13 protein-coding genes and 1 tRNA gene are annotated in these 16,404 nt (G+C 68.9%); 9 read left to right on the top strand and 5 right to left on the bottom strand.

Going from position 1 to position 16,404, the window contains the following annotated elements:
- Positions 1–277 precede the first annotated feature (277 nt).
- Positions 278–360, bottom strand: a tRNA-Leu gene (locus I4J89_RS03500).
- 248 nt (positions 361–608) lie between these two features.
- On the opposite strand from I4J89_RS03500, the gene I4J89_RS03495 reads away from it, so the two are divergent.
- Genes I4J89_RS03495 through pknB form a run of 7 tightly spaced genes read left to right on the top strand, consistent with a single transcriptional unit; the run spans position 609 to position 9,372 of the window.
- Positions 609–1,397, top strand: coding sequence for an FHA domain-containing protein (locus tag I4J89_RS03495; RefSeq protein ID WP_196412348.1), 789 nt, complete (start codon positions 609–611; stop codon positions 1,395–1,397).
- Between the two features lie 5 nt (positions 1,398–1,402).
- Positions 1,403–1,885: an FHA domain-containing protein FhaB/FipA gene (locus I4J89_RS03490; RefSeq protein ID WP_196412347.1), complete on the top strand. Its 483-nt coding sequence runs from the start codon at positions 1,403–1,405 to the stop codon at positions 1,883–1,885.
- Complete coding sequence (locus I4J89_RS03485) at positions 1,882–3,255, top strand: PP2C family protein-serine/threonine phosphatase (protein ID WP_196412346.1); 1,374 nt, start codon at positions 1,882–1,884, stop codon at positions 3,253–3,255. Before I4J89_RS03490 ends, I4J89_RS03485 begins: the two co-directional genes overlap by 4 nt.
- 28 nt (positions 3,256–3,283) lie before the next feature.
- Positions 3,284–4,786 (top strand): FtsW/RodA/SpoVE family cell cycle protein, encoded by a 1,503-nt coding sequence (locus tag I4J89_RS03480; protein WP_373688092.1) that lies wholly within the window; start codon positions 3,284–3,286, stop codon positions 4,784–4,786.
- Positions 4,783–6,285 carry a peptidoglycan D,D-transpeptidase FtsI family protein gene (locus tag I4J89_RS03475; RefSeq protein WP_196412345.1) on the top strand — a complete coding sequence of 501 codons (1,503 nt, stop codon included), beginning with the start codon at positions 4,783–4,785 and terminating at the stop codon, positions 6,283–6,285. Before I4J89_RS03480 ends, I4J89_RS03475 begins: the two co-directional genes overlap by 4 nt.
- Before the next feature lies 1 nt (position 6,286).
- Positions 6,287–7,624 (top strand): serine/threonine-protein kinase, encoded by a 1,338-nt coding sequence (locus I4J89_RS03470; RefSeq protein WP_196412344.1) that lies wholly within the window; start codon positions 6,287–6,289, stop codon positions 7,622–7,624.
- Positions 7,621–9,372: a Stk1 family PASTA domain-containing Ser/Thr kinase gene (gene pknB, locus I4J89_RS03465; protein ID WP_196412343.1), complete on the top strand. Its 1,752-nt coding sequence runs from the start codon at positions 7,621–7,623 to the stop codon at positions 9,370–9,372. Before I4J89_RS03470 ends, pknB begins: the two co-directional genes overlap by 4 nt.
- Positions 9,373–9,437: 65 nt before the next feature.
- Here the strand turns inward: pknB and I4J89_RS03460 are convergent, their stop codons facing one another.
- The 4 genes from I4J89_RS03460 to I4J89_RS03445 form a co-directional block, all read right to left on the bottom strand.
- Entirely contained in the window at positions 9,438–10,088 is a 651-nt protein-coding gene (locus I4J89_RS03460; RefSeq protein WP_196412342.1) for an aminodeoxychorismate/anthranilate synthase component II, read from the bottom strand.
- Positions 10,089–10,092: 4 nt separating this feature from the next.
- Positions 10,093–10,374, bottom strand: a complete 282-nt coding sequence (locus I4J89_RS03455; protein ID WP_196412341.1) for a hypothetical protein — start codon at positions 10,372–10,374, stop codon at positions 10,093–10,095.
- Position 10,375: 1 nt separating this feature from the next.
- Positions 10,376–11,353, bottom strand: a complete 978-nt coding sequence (locus I4J89_RS49265; protein WP_309238170.1) for a class E sortase — start codon at positions 11,351–11,353, stop codon at positions 10,376–10,378.
- Between the two features lie 1,457 nt (positions 11,354–12,810).
- Positions 12,811–13,620, bottom strand: a complete 810-nt coding sequence (locus I4J89_RS03445; RefSeq protein ID WP_309238169.1) for a DUF881 domain-containing protein — start codon at positions 13,618–13,620, stop codon at positions 12,811–12,813.
- Positions 13,621–13,793: 173 nt separating this feature from the next.
- Between I4J89_RS03445 and I4J89_RS03440 the strand changes: the two genes are divergently transcribed.
- Together I4J89_RS03440 and I4J89_RS03435 are read left to right on the top strand one after the other, a co-directional pair.
- Positions 13,794–14,060: a cell division protein CrgA gene (locus I4J89_RS03440; protein WP_196412339.1), complete on the top strand. Its 267-nt coding sequence runs from the start codon at positions 13,794–13,796 to the stop codon at positions 14,058–14,060.
- A gap of 177 nt (positions 14,061–14,237) precedes the next feature.
- The gene (locus I4J89_RS03435; RefSeq protein ID WP_196412338.1) at positions 14,238–16,373 is read left to right on the top strand and encodes a (Fe-S)-binding protein; all 2,136 of its coding nucleotides are present in this window, start codon (positions 14,238–14,240) and stop codon (positions 16,371–16,373) included.
- The last annotated feature ends 31 nt before the right edge of the window (positions 16,374–16,404 follow it).

The raw sequence follows: 16,404 nt of genomic DNA, 5'->3' as shown, positions 1-16,404 counted from the left end.
ACGATGAAGCGGCGAGCATAGCGCCACCCGGCGACACAACCCGACCGAGTGACAGGTGGATCTTCCACTCCTTCGCGCGTACAAGAAGGTGTTAGAACGCCCACACCCAAGAGTGAGTAACAGAGCGGCCCAACCGCGCCCACCGCCAGCGGTGAGTGACCGAGCCGCCCAACCGCGCCCACCGTAACGTGGGGGGCTCGGGGGGCTCGGCCCCCCGGTAGACATGACGAGGCGCCCCGGTTCGCGCTTTCCGCGAACACAGGGCGCCTGCGACTCGTGGGGATGGGGGGAGTTGAACCCCCACGTCCTTTCGGACACACGGACCTGAACCGTGCGCGTCTGCCATTCCGCCACATCCCCATGTGACTAGCCTCGAAGATCATATACATGATCTTTTCGGCTGGAAGAAGGCCGGTCGGGCCTGCTTCTAGTTACTGGCTGCGACAGACTACGCTGTCGCACGTTACTTATCGCGAGCAGTACCAAGCGAGTTGATATCACCCCGCGACGCAGGAAACATTAGCACGGCGTCGAGGGGCGTCATACGAGGGTCAGAAGTGCCGGCTGCTCTTGGGCTACGGATGCGCAAGCGGCCGCCGGATACCATCATGTCCTCGGAACCCGAGGAGGAGCCGGTGAGCGTGCTGCAACGCTTCGAGAAGCGATTGGAAGGCCTGGTCGAGGGGGCCTTCGCGAAGGTCTTCAAGGGTGTCGTGCACCCTGTGGAGATTCTGAATGCCATGCAGCGGGAGGCCGAGGCACACAAGGCCATCCTTGCCGGTGGCCGCACCCTCGTGCCGAACCGCTATGTGATTGACCTGTCGCCTTATGACCACAGCCGGCTCGCGCCGTACGCGGCCGCTCTGGCGCAGGAGCTGGCGCAGTCCCAGGCCGAGTTCATCGGCGAGCAGGCCTGGACGGTGTACGGCGACGTGATCGTCGAGATCGAGCGCGGCGACGGCCTGGACACCGGCATGTTCCGGGTCACCGCGGAGGTGTACACCGGTGGCGAGGTCGCTCCGGTGCAGCAGCCCGCCTACGACGCCGGTCCGCAGTACTCGCCCTACGACCAGCAGGGTGGCTACCCGCCGCCCGGCGGTCACGGCGGCGGTCCGCGCAGCGTCGGCCTGGTCTCCGGAGACGGGCGGACCTACCCGCTGCAGATGGGCTCGACCGTGATCGGCCGCGGCGACCAGGCGAACCTGCGTCTGCCGGACGTAGGCATCTCGCGGCGTCATGCCCGGCTGGACTACGACGGCAACCAGGTCGTGCTGACCGACCTCGGCTCGACCAACGGCACCATGGTCAACGGCCAGCGGGTGTCCGCCGTGGCGCTGAACCCCGGCGACATGATCCAGCTCGGCACGACCACGCTCACCTTCCGAGTGGACGGCTAGCGACCTTGCCCGAATTCGTACTTACCGTCGCCCGGTTCGGGTTCCTCATCCTGCTGTGGATATTCGTGTTCACGGTGGTCGGGGTCATCCGGCGGGATCTCTTCGCGGGTTCCCGGTCCAAGAGCATCGTCGCCAGCCCTCGGGGGGTGGGTGGTGCGGTGCTCCAGGGCCGGCCGGCGAAGGCGAAGCGCGGTAAGGCGGCACGGCAACTGGTCGTGACCGCCGGCCAGCTGGCCGGCACTCGGATCACGCTCGGCGAAGCCCCGATCACGATCGGGCGTGCTGAGGATTCGACGCTCGTCATCACCGATGACTTCGCGTCCGCCAGGCACGCCCGCCTGGTGCCGCGGGACGGGCAGTGGTTCGTGGAGGACCTCGGCTCGACCAACGGCACTTATCTTGATCGCGGTAAGGTCTCCGGACCCACTCCAGTCCCCCTTGGCGTTCCGATCCGGATCGGGCGCACTTCTCTTGAGTTACGGCCATGACCCTGACCCTGCGCTATGCCGCTCAGAGCGACCGCGGTCTGATCCGAGACCTGAACCAGGACTCCGTCTACGCCGGGCCGCGGCTGCTTGCTGTCGCGGACGGTATGGGCGGCATGGCCGCCGGTGACGTCGCCTCCAACATTGTCATCGCCGCCATGGCGCCGCTCGACGACGACGTCCCTGGTGACGCCCTGGTCGACGCCTTGCGGCACGCCGTCGGTACGGCGAACCAACAACTACGCGACACCGTCGACGCGAACCCGCAGCTCGAAGGAATGGGCACCACGCTGACCGCGGTGCTCTTCTCGGGCAGCAAGTTCGGCATGGTGCACATCGGCGACTCCCGGGCGTACCTGCTGCGCAAGGGTGAGTTCTCGCAGATCACCAAGGACGACACGTACGTTCAGATGCTGGTCGACGAGGGCCGGGTCAGTCCGGAGGAGGCGAGCAGTCACCCACAGCGCTCGCTGCTCACCCGGGCACTGGACGGCCGGGACATCGACCCGGAGTACTCCGTACGTCAGGTGCTCCAGGGCGACCGGTATCTGATCTGCAGCGACGGCCTCTCCGGCGTCGTCAGCGGTGAGACGATCGGCCAGACCATGCGGGAGATCACCGACCCGAAGGCGTGTGTCGAGCGGCTGGTGCAGCTCGCGCTCCGTGGCGGTGGACCGGACAACATCACCGTGGTGATCGCGGACGCGATCGACGACATCGTCGAGCAGTCGCCGATCGTCGGTGGCGCGGCCTCGATCGACCGGGGCAACACCACCGTTGCGGACAGCTCCACTCCTGCGGCGCGCGCGTCGGCGCTGAAGCCGCCGCCGCGCCCGGCCCAGCCGGAGCCGACGAACGGGTACGAGCCCGAGCCCACGGGACATCCGGTGCGGACCGCCCTGATGGTGCTTCTGCTGCTCGGCCTGCTCGGCGGTGGCCTCTGGGCCGGCTGGAAGTACACACAGGACCAGTACTACGTCGGCGCGACCGACGCCGGGCAGATCGCCATCTTCCGTGGCGTCCCGGGGCAGATCGCCGGCCTGGACCTGTCGACCGTGAGCGAGACGAGTTCGGCCCGGCTGGACGATCTGACCACGGCCGCTCAGGAACGGGTGAAGCAGGGCATCCACGCCGACAACCAGGCCGACGCGCAGAACATGCTCGCCGACCTGACCAGCGAGGACCAGTCCAACCCGAACCTGAAGCCGGTCTGCCCGCCGGCGGGCACGACGCCGTCGCCGGCCGCCTCGGCCCCGCCGGTCGGCCAGCCGAGCGGGAGCGTCACCGCCACCACGGCGGCCGCGCCCAGTACCCAACCGTCCGAGAGCGCTCCGACGACCGTGGACCCTGTCACGTGCCGGACTGTCAACTGAGCACGGCCAACACGTCTGGGGATTTTTCTTGACCGCGCCCGCCGTACCGGCTCCCACGCCCGCCTCCACGGGCGAGATGTCGCGTATCCCGACGGGGTGGAAGACACGCCGCAACGCCGAGCTCGGGCTGCTGGCGTTCGCCATGGTGATCGTGCTGGTCTTCGGCATCACCGTGGAGGCGAACCAGTTCGGCGCGCTCCGGCCCAACTTCTGGGTGCCGGCCGCGCTGCTGAGCATCCTCTTCTTCGGCCTGCACATGGTGGTCCGGTTCACCGCTCCATTCGCGGACCCGGTGCTGCTGCCGGCGGTGGCGCTGATCAACGGGATCGGGGTGGCGTTCCTGCGCCGGCTCGACATCGCCCGGGCGATCGCCCAGAAGGAGGCCGAGCCGGGCATCTTCGCCGGCACCGGTGGCCGGCAGCTGGCCTGGACGCTCATCGCGTTGATCCTGGCCGCGGTGTTGCTCCTGCTGCTGCGTGATCACAAGATCGTTTCCCGGTACGCGTACACCCTCGGCCTGGCCGGCATCGTGCTGATGATGATCCCGGCGGTGCTGCCGTCCAGCATTTCCGAGGTGAACGGCGCCAAGCTGTGGATCAAGTTCGGCTCGTTCTCGATCCAGCCCGGTGAGTTCGCGAAGCTGGCCCTGGTCTCGTTCTTCGCGTACTACCTGGTCCGCAAGCGTGAGGTGCTCTCGCTGGCGAGCCACCGGTTCCTCGGTATCGACTTCCCGCGTGGCCGGGACCTCGGGCCGGTGCTCACGGTGTGGCTGTTCAGCCTTCTGGTCTTGGTCTTCGAGAAGGACCTGGGCACCGCGCTGCTGTACTTCGGCCTCTTCGTCGTCACCCTCTACGTGGCCACCGAGCGGGCCAGCTGGCTGATCATCGGTCTGCTGCTCTTCTTCGGCGGCGTCTACGTGGCATACCTGCTGGGCGCCTCGGTGGGCGGGCCGTTCGCCAACTTCTACGACCGTGCCGAGGTCTGGCTCGACCCGTTCAACGACGAGAACTACCAGCGAGTCGGCGGTAGCGGTCAGTTGGTGCAGAGCCTGCTCGGTCTCGGCACGGGCGGTCTGTTCGGTACCGGCCCGGGTGCGGGCACACCGGGCGAGGTGCCTGAAGTACGTACCGACTTCATCTTCGCCGGGCTTGGTGAGGAGATCGGCCTCTTCGGGCTCTCCGCGCTGCTGGTGATCTACCTGTTGATCGTGCAGCGAGGCCTGCGGGCCGCGCTCGCGGTGCGGGACTCGTTCGGCAAGCTGGTCGCCGGCGGTCTGGCCTTCACCCTCGGGCTGCAGGTCTTCGTCATTCTCGGTGGTATCACCGGGCTCATCCCGTTGACCGGCCAGACCACTCCGTTCCTCTCCGCGGGTGGTTCCTCGCTGATGGCGAACTGGCTGCTCATCGCCATGCTGTTGCGGATCTCGGACGCCGCCCGGCGTCCGGCCACGGGAGGTGAGCCGCAGCGGCGCGGCCCGAAGAAGGCACCCACCCAGTTGCACGGCGCCATGACGGAGGTGATCAAGCCGTGAACGCACCCCTCCGCCGCGCTGGTGTGGTGATCTTCGTCCTGTTTGGTCTCGTCTTCGCCAACCTGAACTGGATCCAGGCCTACAAGGCCGACGAGTACCGCACCCACTACTACAACGACCGCGTGACGATCGCCGAGTACGAGAGTCCTCGCGGCGGTATCGAGGCCGACGGCAAGTCGCTCGCTCAGAACAAGGAGACCGACGACCAGCTCAAGTACCTGCGTGTCTACCCGGAGAAGGAGATCTACGCGCCGATCCTCGGGTACAAGCCGGTCAACCTGGGTGCGTCCGGTATCGAGGCGAGTGAGAACGAGTTCCTCTCCGGTGCCAGCGACAAGCTGTTCGCGGACCGGCTCAGCAACATGTTCACCGGGGACGAGCCCGGCGGCGGAAACGTGCTGCTCTCGCTGAGCACCAAGGCTCAGCAGGTGGCCTGGAAGCAGATGACCGAGAACGAGCGGGGTGCCAAGCGGGGCGCGGCCGTCGCGATCGATCCGCGTACCGGTGCGGTCCAAGCGATGGTCTCGATGCCGAGCTTCGACCCGAACCCGCTGGTCAGCCACGATGTCGGAACGGCCGCGAAGGCGTACGAGAAGCTCAACAAGGACAAGGAACAGCCGCTGCTGAACCGGTCGGTGGCGACGACCCTGCCGCCCGGCTCGGTCTTCAAGGTGATCGTCTCGGCGGCGGCCCTGCAGAACAACTTCACGACGGCCAGCGAAATCCAGGCCGGCAGCGAGTACCGCGAGGGCGGCGCGACCATCCGGAACTCGGCGGACGAGGTGTGCCCCTCCAGCCAGGTCACTCTCAAGGAGGCCCTGACCACCAGCTGCAACACCGCTTTCGCGCGGCTCGGTGTGCAGCTCGGTGCCGACAAGGTCAAGGAGACCGCGAAGGCCTTCGGTTTCGAGGACGAGACGCTCAAGGTCGCCAACCTGGAGAGCAACTCCGGACTCACGGTCGCGGCCAGCCGTACCGGTGAGATCGCGAACCCGGACGGCAGCACCGACAAGGCCGCGCTGGCGCAGTCGTCGCTCGGCCAGCGGGACGTCCGGATGACTCCGTTGCAGGGCGCGATGATCGCCGCCACGGTGGCCAACGGCGGCAAGCAGATGCGGCCCTACCTGGTGCAGAAGCTGCTCGGCCCGGACCGGCGGACGATCTACACGGTTGAGCCGGAGAAGCTGCGCGACCCGATCCCGTCGAACGTCGCGGCTGACCTGAAGGACATGATGGTCAGTGTCGTGGAGAACGGCACCGGCAAGAACGCGCGGATCGACGACTTCACCGTCGGCGGCAAGACCGGAACGGCCCAGAACGCGGAGGACGCGGACAACCATGGCTGGTTCATCGGTTTCGCGTTCAACTCCAAGGGCGAGGCGGTTTCGGCAGTCTGCGTCATGCTGGAGAACGTGCCCGGTAGCCGCAGCCCCAGCGCCGAGGCTGCCCGGATCGCCGGGCTCATCATGAAGGCCGCGGCGGGCCAGGGAGGGGACTGACATGATCCGCCCGGGGGTCACGCTCGGTGGGCGGTACCGCTTGGAGGAGCGGATCGCCGGCGGCGGCATGGGCGACGTCTGGCGCGGCACCGACGAGGTGCTGGGCCGTACCGTCGCGGTCAAGATCCTGCTGCCCGCGCTCCTCGACGAGCCGGGTTTCGCCGAACGGTTCCGCGGCGAGGCGCGGACCATGGCCACCATCAACCACCCGGGAGTCGTGGACGTCTACGACTACGGCAGCGACCAGCAACTGGCGTTCCTGGTCATGGAGTACGTCGAGGGCGACGCCCTCTCCCGCACGCTGAGCAGGGTGGGCCGGCTGACGCCGGCACGCACCATGGCGCTTGTCGCGCAGGCGGCCGACGCGCTGCAGGCCGCGCACGCGAACGGCATCGTGCACCGCGACGTCAAACCCGGAAACCTTCTGGTACGCCCGAACGGCACCCTGGTTCTGACGGACTTCGGCATCGCCCGCTCGGCACTGGTCGGTCAGCTCACCGTTGCCGGGGCAGTGCTCGGCACGGCGTCATACATCTCCCCGGAGCAGGCCTCCGGGGACGTCGCCACGCCGGCATCCGATGTGTACGCCCTGGGCGTCGTCGCGTACCAGTGCCTCTCCGGGCATCGGCCGTTCGACGGGGCGACCCCGATCGAGATCGCGATGAAGCACGTCCGGGAGAACCCGCGGCCGCTGCCCGGCGACATCCCACCCGCCGTCCGCGCCATTGTGGATCGCGCCATGTCCAAGGATCCGTCCGCCCGCTGGCCGAGTGCCTCGGCGATGGCGACCGTGGCCCGCCAGGCCGCGTCGTCCCTGACCACCGCGGTGCAACAGCCGGTCGCTCAGCCACACCAGCCGGCTCGTACGGCACGCCCGACCAGCCCCGCGCCGTCCCGTCCCCAGTCCGGTGCCGCCGCCCGCGCCTCGGTGCCGCGTCCGGTCTCCGGAGCCCGGGGTGCCGCCTCGGTGCCGTCCGCGCCACCGTCCCCGATGCCGCCGTCGTACCGGCCGCAGTCGGGGGCGCCGGTCAATGCCTACCCGCCGCAGGCCACGCCGGCCGCCAAGCCGGAGAGCACCTTCGGCCGGCAGGTCCTGGTCGTACTGGCCGTGGTGCTGGCTCTTCTCGTCCTGCTCTGCGCCGGGGTCATCTCGTTCCTGTTACGACATGGCAACGGCACTCCCGCCGCAAGCAACACGCTGGGCTATCACAGCAGCTCTGCGGCTATCCTCCGCTCGGACGTGGTCGCTGACCCAGTGTTGGTGGCGTCGTACCGTCTTATGAAAGCCGATGCCCAGCTCGGCTCGATCCGACCTAACGAAGGACGACAGACGTTATGACGGCGCAGGCCCGCCTGCTCGGTGGCAGGTACCAGGTCGGCGAGCTTCTCGGCTATGGCGGCATGGCGGAGGTGCACCGCGGACGCGATCTGCGCCTCGGCCGTGACGTGGCCATCAAGATGCTCCGCACCGACCTGGCCCGCGACGCCACGTTCCAGGAGCGGTTCCGCCGTGAGGCACAGAACTCCGCCGCGCTGAACCACCCGGCGATCGTCGCCGTCTACGACACCGGCGAAGAGGTGTCGGCCACCGGCGAGAAGCTCCCGTTCATCGTGATGGAGTTCGTCAACGGGCGGACGCTCAAGGAGGTCCTCGCCCAGGAGCAGCGCCTCCAGCCACGTCGCGCGCTGGAGATGATCGCCGACATCTGCGCCGCGCTGGAGTTCAGCCACCGGCACGGGATCATCCACCGGGACATCAAGCCCGGCAACGTGATGATCACGCAGAACGGCCAGGTCAAGGTGATGGACTTCGGCATCGCCCGGGCACTGGCCAGCGGTGCCACCACGATGACCCAGACCAGCGCGGTGATCGGTACGGCTCAGTACCTCTCCCCGGAGCAGGCGCGCGGCGAGTCCGTCGACGCGCGCTCCGATGTGTATGCGGCCGGCTGCGTCCTCTTCGAGCTGGTCATCGGGCACCCGCCGTTCGTCGGTGACAGCCCGGTCAGCGTGGCCTACCAGCACGTCCGGGAGGACCCGCGCACGCCGAGCTCGATCAGCCGGGACATCCCGCCGGAAGTCGACGCGATCGTGCTGAAGGCACTCGCGAAGAACCCGCTGAACCGTTACCAGAGCGCCCAGGAGATGCGTGCCGACGCACTGCGCGCGGTCTCCGGCCGTCCGGTGATGGCCACGCCGGTGATGAGCCAGGCCGAGACCGTGGCGATGACCGGCGCTGGCCAGTGGCAGCCGCAGGGCGCCACCACCGTGCAGCGGCCGGTCCCGGCCGCGGTGGCGCCGCGAAAGCCGGAGAACAAGTCGTCCTGGGTCTTGGCCGCGCTGGCCGGGCTCGCCTTCCTGGTGGTGGTGGTCCTGGGCGTCGCACTGGCGCTGAGCAACCGGGACAACGACAACACCCCCACTGATCCGCAGACGGTGGCGATGCCGACATTGGTCGGTCTCACCGCCGACGAGGCGAAGGCCGAGCTGGCCAAGGTGCAGCTGACAGGGCAGCCACAGGATCCGACGGTCGACAAGGACTGCGACGGGAAGATCATCGCCCAGGATCCGCAGCAAGGTGCCGCGGTGGAGCCGAACCAGACCGTCAGCTACACGGTCTGCAACGCTCCCGAGCCCGTCGAGGTCCCGGAGGGTCTCGACGGTGGCACGCAGGCCGCGGCCGAGGCCGCTCTGCGGGACCGTGGCCTCAAGCCGGTCATCCGCGAGGTGAACTCGGCCCAGCCGAAGGGCCAGGTCCTCAAGGTCGAGAAGGAAGGCCAGGAGGTCGACCCCGGCACCGAGATCACGGTGGAGGTCTCCCGGGGCAACCTGGTGGAGGTCCCCAACCTGGTCGGCAAGTCGGTGGAGGTCGCCTCCGCACTGCTCGAGGAGAAGGGCCTCACCCCGTCGACCGAGCTGGCGACGAACGGGGAGCAGGGCAGCCCCGGCCAGGTCGTCAAGCAGAGCGTGAAGGCGGGCAAGAAGGTCGAGAAGGGCGAGACGGTCGTCCTCACCATCGTCGGCGAGGAAACGGACCCGAGCACGCCGCCCTCCGGCGACCCGAGCGAGCCGCCGGGCGAAAATTAGCCCGCAAGTTATGGCAGGAGCTGCCGACCAGATCTACGGTCGGCAGCTCCTGCCATTTCTGCCGGTTAAGCGGTGACGAAAGCTGAACGCCGGCGCGCCTCCACCTCGGCTGCCAGGGCCGGGGCCTTCTCCAGCGCCGACGGCAGACCGCAGGAGGCGAGCCAGTTCGCCAGCATGGTGTGCCCGCCCTCGGTCAGCACCGACTCCGGGTGGAACTGCACACCCTCGATCGGCAGCTCCCGGTGCCGCATCGCCATCACCACACCCGACTCGGTACGCCCGGTCACTTCGATCTCGTCCGGCAGCGTCTCCGGCAGGACCGCGAGCGAGTGGTACCGCGTCGCGGTGAACGGCTCCGGCAGCCCGGCCAGCACACCCTCACCCTTGTGGTGCACCTCGGAGGTCTTGCCGTGCAGCAGCTCCGGTGCTCGGGTCACGGTCGCACCGAACGCGGCCCCGATCGCCTGGTGACCGAGGCAGACGCCGAACATCGGGACCTTTCCGGCGTACTCCTTGATCACTTCCATCATGATCCCGGCGCGCGTCGGCTCGCCCGGGCCGGGCGAAAGCAGGATCCCGGCGGCACCGAAGGTGCCGACGTCGGCGACCGAGATCTCGTCGTTGCGCCGCACCTCGCAGTCCGCGCCGAGCTGGCCGAGGTACTGGACCAGGTTGAAGACGAATGAGTCGTAATTGTCGATCACCAGAATGCGCACGCCATCACCTGCTGGGGCTCGGGTCGGGGTGGTTGGAGGTCACGCTGTAGGGAATCTCGTCCGGTGCCTCGGCGTCCGGGGCCGCGCTGCCACCGGGGATGACCGAATCTGAATCCACCTGTTCAGTGCCGGCCTCGACCTGCACGTCGTCGAACGGCAGGAGCGGTGTGGCCCAGGGGAAGACCACGTACCAGAGCAGCGCCCCGACCGCGGTGATCAGCACCAGGGACAGGGTCAGCTTGCTCCAGACGGCACCCGGGAGCTTGCGCCAGATCCACGCGTACATGTCAGGCCTTGATCTCCGCCGGCATGCCGGCATCCGGCAGCGTCTGGTCGCGCGGGACCGTGCCGGCCAGTTCGGCGTGCACGATCAGCCGCTCGTAGTTGTTGAACTTCGGGTTGCAGGTGGTCAGGGTGAGCAGCGCCTTCGACGGTTTCGCCTTGGGCCGGCCGGGCACCGGAGCGACGACCTCGACCTGGTGCGGCTTGACGACCTCCAGGTCGTAGACCCGGTAGACGTACCAGTTCTCCCTGGTCTCCACGCCGATCACGTCGCCGTCGACGAGCTCGTCGAGACGCCAGAAGATCTTCTTGATGCGGTGGCCGGCGATCGAGAAGTTGCCGACCTCGCCGGGCTGCGCGGTCTCCGGGTAGTGGCCCGGCGCGTACCGGATGTCGTCGGGCTGCACGCCGTCGACGACCACCCACTTCTTGTCGAACTTCGGGATGTAGAGGCGGCCGACCAGGCCGTCCTTCGGCGCCTTCGGAGCCTTCACGTTGCTGCTCGCGGGCGGCGCCACGGTCGGATCGGCCCAGGCCTGATCCAGTTCCTGGGCCAGGTCGTCCTGCTCGTTCTGCACCGCGGCCGAGTTGCCGAACACCTGGTATCCGGCGAAGAGCAGCACCACCAGACCGAAAGTGATCATTACTTCGCCGGAGGTGCGGATGCCGGTCCGGATCCGGGAGCCGAGTGTCGGGCGGGTCAGCTCCGAGTAGACGCTCTTGTATCCCTCCTCGGTCTGCTCCGGCCTCAGCTTGACCACCCGCTCGCCGCGCTTCGGCTTGACGGGTTCGGCGGCGTCGGCCACCGGGTCGGCGTCGTCCGGGCCGCCGGGGCGGATCGCGGGAGTCGCGGTGGCGGCCACGGAGGCGGCACCGAGCGCGACATCCGGCCCGGCCTCGGCACGCGCGGCCTGGGCCGCCGCGCCCGGCGCAATCGGGGTGCCGCCCGGTGCCGGCGTTCCGCTCGGCACGGTGGGCAGCACGCTGGTCGGAGCATCGATGGTACGGATGACAGCGGTTGCGCTGGGATCCCGCGTCGGTCCGGCGGTCGACGGGTTTCCGGGAACGTTCGGTACCGCTCGGGTTCCGTCCGGGCCGGCCGGGGGCCAGGAGGCCTCAGGTCGGCCGCCGGGTGTGCCGGTGCCTGGCTGGGGCCAGGAGGATTCGGGTCGGCCGCCGGGTGTGTCGGTGCTTGGCTGGGGCCAGGAGGACTCCGGCCGGCCGCCCCGTGCTTCGGCGGCTGGCTGGGGCCAGGAGGGTTCGGGTCGGCCGCTGGGTGTGTCGGTGCCTGGTTGGGGCCAGGAGGCCTCAAGTCGACCGCCGGGAGTGTCGGTGCCTGGTTGGGGCCAGGAGGGTTCGGGTCGGCCGCCGGGTGTGTCGGCGCCCGCATGCGGCCAAGTGCCGGCCGGCCGGCGTGGCGCATCGGTGCCCGCCGGGGACCACGGGGCGGTCCGCTGGCTGGCGGGAAGCCAAGACTGCGTGCCGGAGTCGGCCGCGCGCTCCCAGCCGCTGCCGCCTGAGGGGGGCGTCGCGCCGCTGCCCCAGCCGCTACCGCCCGCAGGCGTGCCGGAGCCGTTCTCCCGGCCGCTATGGCCTGGAAGGGTCCCTTGACCGCCACCCTGCCCGGCTGGACCCTCCCAGCCGGCCTGAGAGGCATTTACGGTGGTTTCCGGGGCGTGTGCCCAGCCTTTCTGAGCGGGATCCGGGCTGTTCGCCGGGACTGTCCCCCAGCCGGGCCGACCGACGCCGGGCCGACCAGGCGGACGGCCCGCAGCGCTCGCGCTGTCCGGCGCCGGCGTGTCCCCAGGCGCTCCCGTCCTGTCCCGGCCGGCATCGCGGCCTTGCGGCGCGGCCGTCGCGCCGGGGCCTTCACTCCAGGCGCGAGGCATGGCGGAAGCACTGGGCGATGATCCAAAGGGTTCCGGTGCGGCCGTCGGCGGCCAGGCGGTGGTTCCGTTCGGCGGAGGTTCCGCCGGACGGTTGCGCGCGGGCCACTCGGCGCCGGGGAAACCCGCACCCGGCTGCGAAGCGGCGCGCCCCGGATCACCAGGGAATCCGCGCGCGGGTTGCGGCGACCGCCACGCATCCGCGACCCCCGGATCGGACGGCTCGGAGTGGGCAGCCGCGCCCCGGGCGCCCGGCGCAGCGGCGCCGGAAGGCGTGTCCGTGCCCGCCGGGAAGGCGGGCGGGGCTGACCGCCGCCGGGCGGCCGCCGCGGTGCTCGCCTCGTCCGGTCCGATCGCCGCTTCCGGGGCCGGCGGACGCGGCGGGCCGGGGTCGACGTTGCCGCCCGGGCCGACCGGGGACGCCAGCGGCCCGCCGGGTACGCCGTCCGGCGAGGCGTCGGAGATCCGGGGAATGTACGCGGTCTGCGCGTCGCTGTCGGGAGCCCGATGGCGGCCCTTCCCAGGCGGGCGCGCCGGGTGCTCCGGAGGAACGCTCACTGGGCAGCCTGCGCCGATCGGAGGTCGGTCGATCCGTCGTACGCCCGCACTGTCACGTTCTTCTCCACCTTTTCCGTGTAACCGAGCCCGAAGTCGGCGACGGCCTCGCGGAACTGCCTGACTCCCTCTGACGACTCCAACGCGCGACGCATGGCTGTGGGTTCGCCGATCGCGGTGATCTTGAACGGTGGGGAGAAGACCTGGCCGTGAAGGAGCAGCGTGTTGCCGACACAGCGTACCGCGCTCGTCGATATCACGCGGACGTCCATAATCGTCATGGCCTCGGCTCCACCAGCCCAGAGTGCGTTGACGACGGACTGGACGTCGCCCTGATGGACGACAAGATCGTCGTTGTCCGGAGCGTTGTCGCCGAAGTCGGTGCCCCGGCGCGGTGAGTCGTTGAGGGTCACGGTGAGGCCGGGGCCGTGCAGTGCGGTGAAGCCGGCCGGCTCGCGCATCGCGTCCGCCGTCTCCCGGGCGCTCTTCACCGGCTGGTCCACGTCGGCCAGGCGGGCCGTCGCCTGGTCCACGTCGGTCAGCAGATCGGCGGCCCGCTCCTCACTCTCGGCGAGACGCTCCCGCTTCTCGGTGATCAACTGAGTGAGTTGGGGCCGTCGGTCGTCGCGCAAAGCCGTACCGTCGGCGGTTGTCGCGGAGGTGGTGAAGAGCAGACCCGCCGCCAGCGCGATCAGCGGAACCCCGGCTGACCAGATGGATCTGCGCCGGTTCCGCCGTGGCCGGAGGCCACGCGCGGCGCGGCGCAGCACGAGCCGCCAGGAGGCCCCGCCTCCCCCTAGATTTGCCACCGAGCCCCCTCCAGACCCGAAGCCGAGGTATTTTCCTGCCCCGGCGGGTGCCTGTGTCTGCCTCGCCTTGACTACGCTAGCTGTCGAACAGTATTCGCCACGGGCAGCATTCGGGGATCCCGGAGCCGCTCAGCGGTGGGTTGTTCACCACTTGTTGCCCTCAGGAGAGCACCGTGCCGAAGTCACAGGTTCGCAAGAAGAAGGTCTACACCCCGCCGTCGGACATCAGTCCAGCGGTGAGTGCGGCCGCGTCCAAGAAGCCGAGCCCGGTCTGGCTGCCGTTCACCGCGGTGAGCCTGATCGTCATCGGCATCGCCTGGCTGGTCGTCTACTACCTGTCATCACAGCAGTGGCCGGTGGAGAGCTGGGGTTATTGGAACCTCCTGGTCGGCTTCGGCTGCATGGTGGCCTCGCTGGGCCTTCTGTCCCGCTGGCGTTGACAATCCGTCATCCGCTTACTGCGGATACGTGAAAATCACCGAAAGTGAGCGCACCCCCGCCCGGCGTGGGGTGCGCTTTCGGCTGAGGGGCCGCACTCCTTGACCTGTGGCGCGCGCCCGTCTATTACTCGTGGGTAACATGGGTGGCGCATCGCCGACCGAGGAGGCACAACGCAGATGGACGTCGCGCAGATCGTCGCCACCGCATTAGCGGGGGCGGTCACCGTGGTGGCCGTCGTCCTGGCGGTACGGGCCGTGCTGACCATCACGGCCGTGATCCGTCAGGGACAGCCGGACCCGGCGCGCTTCGAGAATCCGAAAGCGCGGACCAAGACCATGCTGGTGGAGACCGTCGGTCACACCAGGATGTTCAAGTGGAGCGCGATCGGTGCGGCCCACTGGTTCGTGATGGTCTCCTTCCTCATCCTCTTCCTGCTGGTGGTCGAGGCGTATTTCGAGGTGGTGGACCCGGAGCTGGGTCTGCCGATCATCGGGCACTGGACGGTCTTCGGGCTGGTCACCGAGTGGATCGGCATCCTCGGCATGGCCGGCATCCTCTACCTGGTCTTCGTCCGGCAGCGGCAGAAGCCGGGCGCGGTGAAGCGGAGCAGGTTCCTCGGCTCGACCATGTGGCAGGCGTACTTCGTCGAGGCCGTCATCATCGGCGTGCTGATCTTCGGCTTCCTGATCCGCGGCTTCAAGGTCGCCACCGACCACTTCGAGTACCCGCTGTGGGCCACCCCGGTCAGCCACGCGGTCGGTGCGGTGCTGCCGGCCTGGGAGGACGGCGCCACCTGGGCAGCGCTCGTCAAGATCGCCATCTCGATGACCTGGTTGATCACCATCTCGCTGAACCCGACGATGGGTGTCGCCTGGCACCGGTTCCTGGCGTTCTTCAACATCTACTTCAAGCGCAGCCCGGAGAAGCCGGCCGGTTCCGGACTCGGCGCGCTGAAGCCGATGATGAGCGAGGGCAAGCCGCTCGACTTCGAGGAGGCCGACCCGGAGAAGGACCTGTTCGGCGTCAGCCAGGTCGAGCAGTTCACCTGGAAGGGTCTGCTCGACTTCTCCACCTGCACCGAGTGCGGCCGTTGCCAGTCGCAGTGCCCGGCGTGGAACACGGCCAAGCCGCTGTCCCCGAAGCTGCTCGTGCTGTCGCTGCGTGATCACGCGTACGCCAAGGCGCCCTACCTGCTGGCCGGCGGCGGCAAGGACCTGATGGGCGAGGAGAAGGCCACCGAGGCCCAGCTCGCGCACATGGACGTCCTGGCGCTCGCCGAGGGCAACCGTCCGCTGATCGGTGGCGTCGACGAGAACGGCATCATCGACCCGGACGTGCTCTGGTCCTGCACCACCTGCGGCGCCTGCGTCGAGCAGTGCCCGGTCGACATCGAGCACATCGACCACATCGTCGACATGCGCCGCTACCAGGTGCTGATCGAATCGAGTTTCCCCTCCGAGGCCGGCGTCATGCTGCGCAACCTGGAGAACAAGGGCAACCCGTGGGGCGCACCGCAGAACACCCGCGAGGACTGGACCAAGGGTCTGGACTTCGAGGTGCCGCGGGTCGGCGAGGTCGAGGACTTCGAGTACCTGTTCTGGGTCGGCTGCGCCGGCGCGTTCGAGGACCGGGCCAAGAAGACCACCCGCGCGGTGGCCACGCTGCTGAACGAGGCCGGCGTCAACTACGCCATCCTCGGCGAGGGCGAGACCTGCACCGGTGACCCGGCCCGCCGCATCGGCAACGAGTTCATCTTCCAGATGCTGGCCCAGCAGAACGTCGAGACGCTGCAGGAAGCCAACGTCAAGAAGATCGTGGCCACCTGCCCGCACTGCTTCAACACCCTCGGCAACGAGTACGAGCAGCTCGGCCTCAAGGTCGAGGTGGTGCACCACACCCAGCTGCTCGCGCACCTGGTCAAGGAGGGCAAGCTCACGCCCGTCCAGCCGATCGAGGGCGACGTCACCTACCACGACCCCTGCTACCTGGGCCGGCACAACCGGGTCTTCGACGCTCCTCGCGAGGTACTCGGGGAAACCGCCACCCTCGTCGAGATGCCGCGGAACCAGGAGCGTTCCTTCTGCTGCGGTGCCGGTGGCGCGCGGATGTGGATGGAGGAGCGGATCGGCAAGCGGATCAACGTGGAGCGCACCGAGGAGGCCCTGGCCACCGGCGCGAAGACGATCGCGGTCGGCTGCCCGTTCTGCTACACGATGATCGGCGACGGTGTGACCGGCAAGGGCAAGCAGGACGAGGTCGAGGTGGTCGACGTCGCGACCGTCCTGCTCCGCTCGCTCAAGCAGGAGGCCTAGTCGTTGGTGGCCGGTCGCCTCAGCGGCCGGC

The sequence above is a fragment of the Actinoplanes aureus genome (genome assembly GCF_015704865.1).
GTDB classification, from domain to species: domain Bacteria; phylum Actinomycetota; class Actinomycetes; order Mycobacteriales; family Micromonosporaceae; genus Actinoplanes; species Actinoplanes aureus.
The sequence above is the reverse complement of the archived record's forward strand: the minus strand, read 5'-3'. Positions and strand labels throughout refer to the sequence as shown.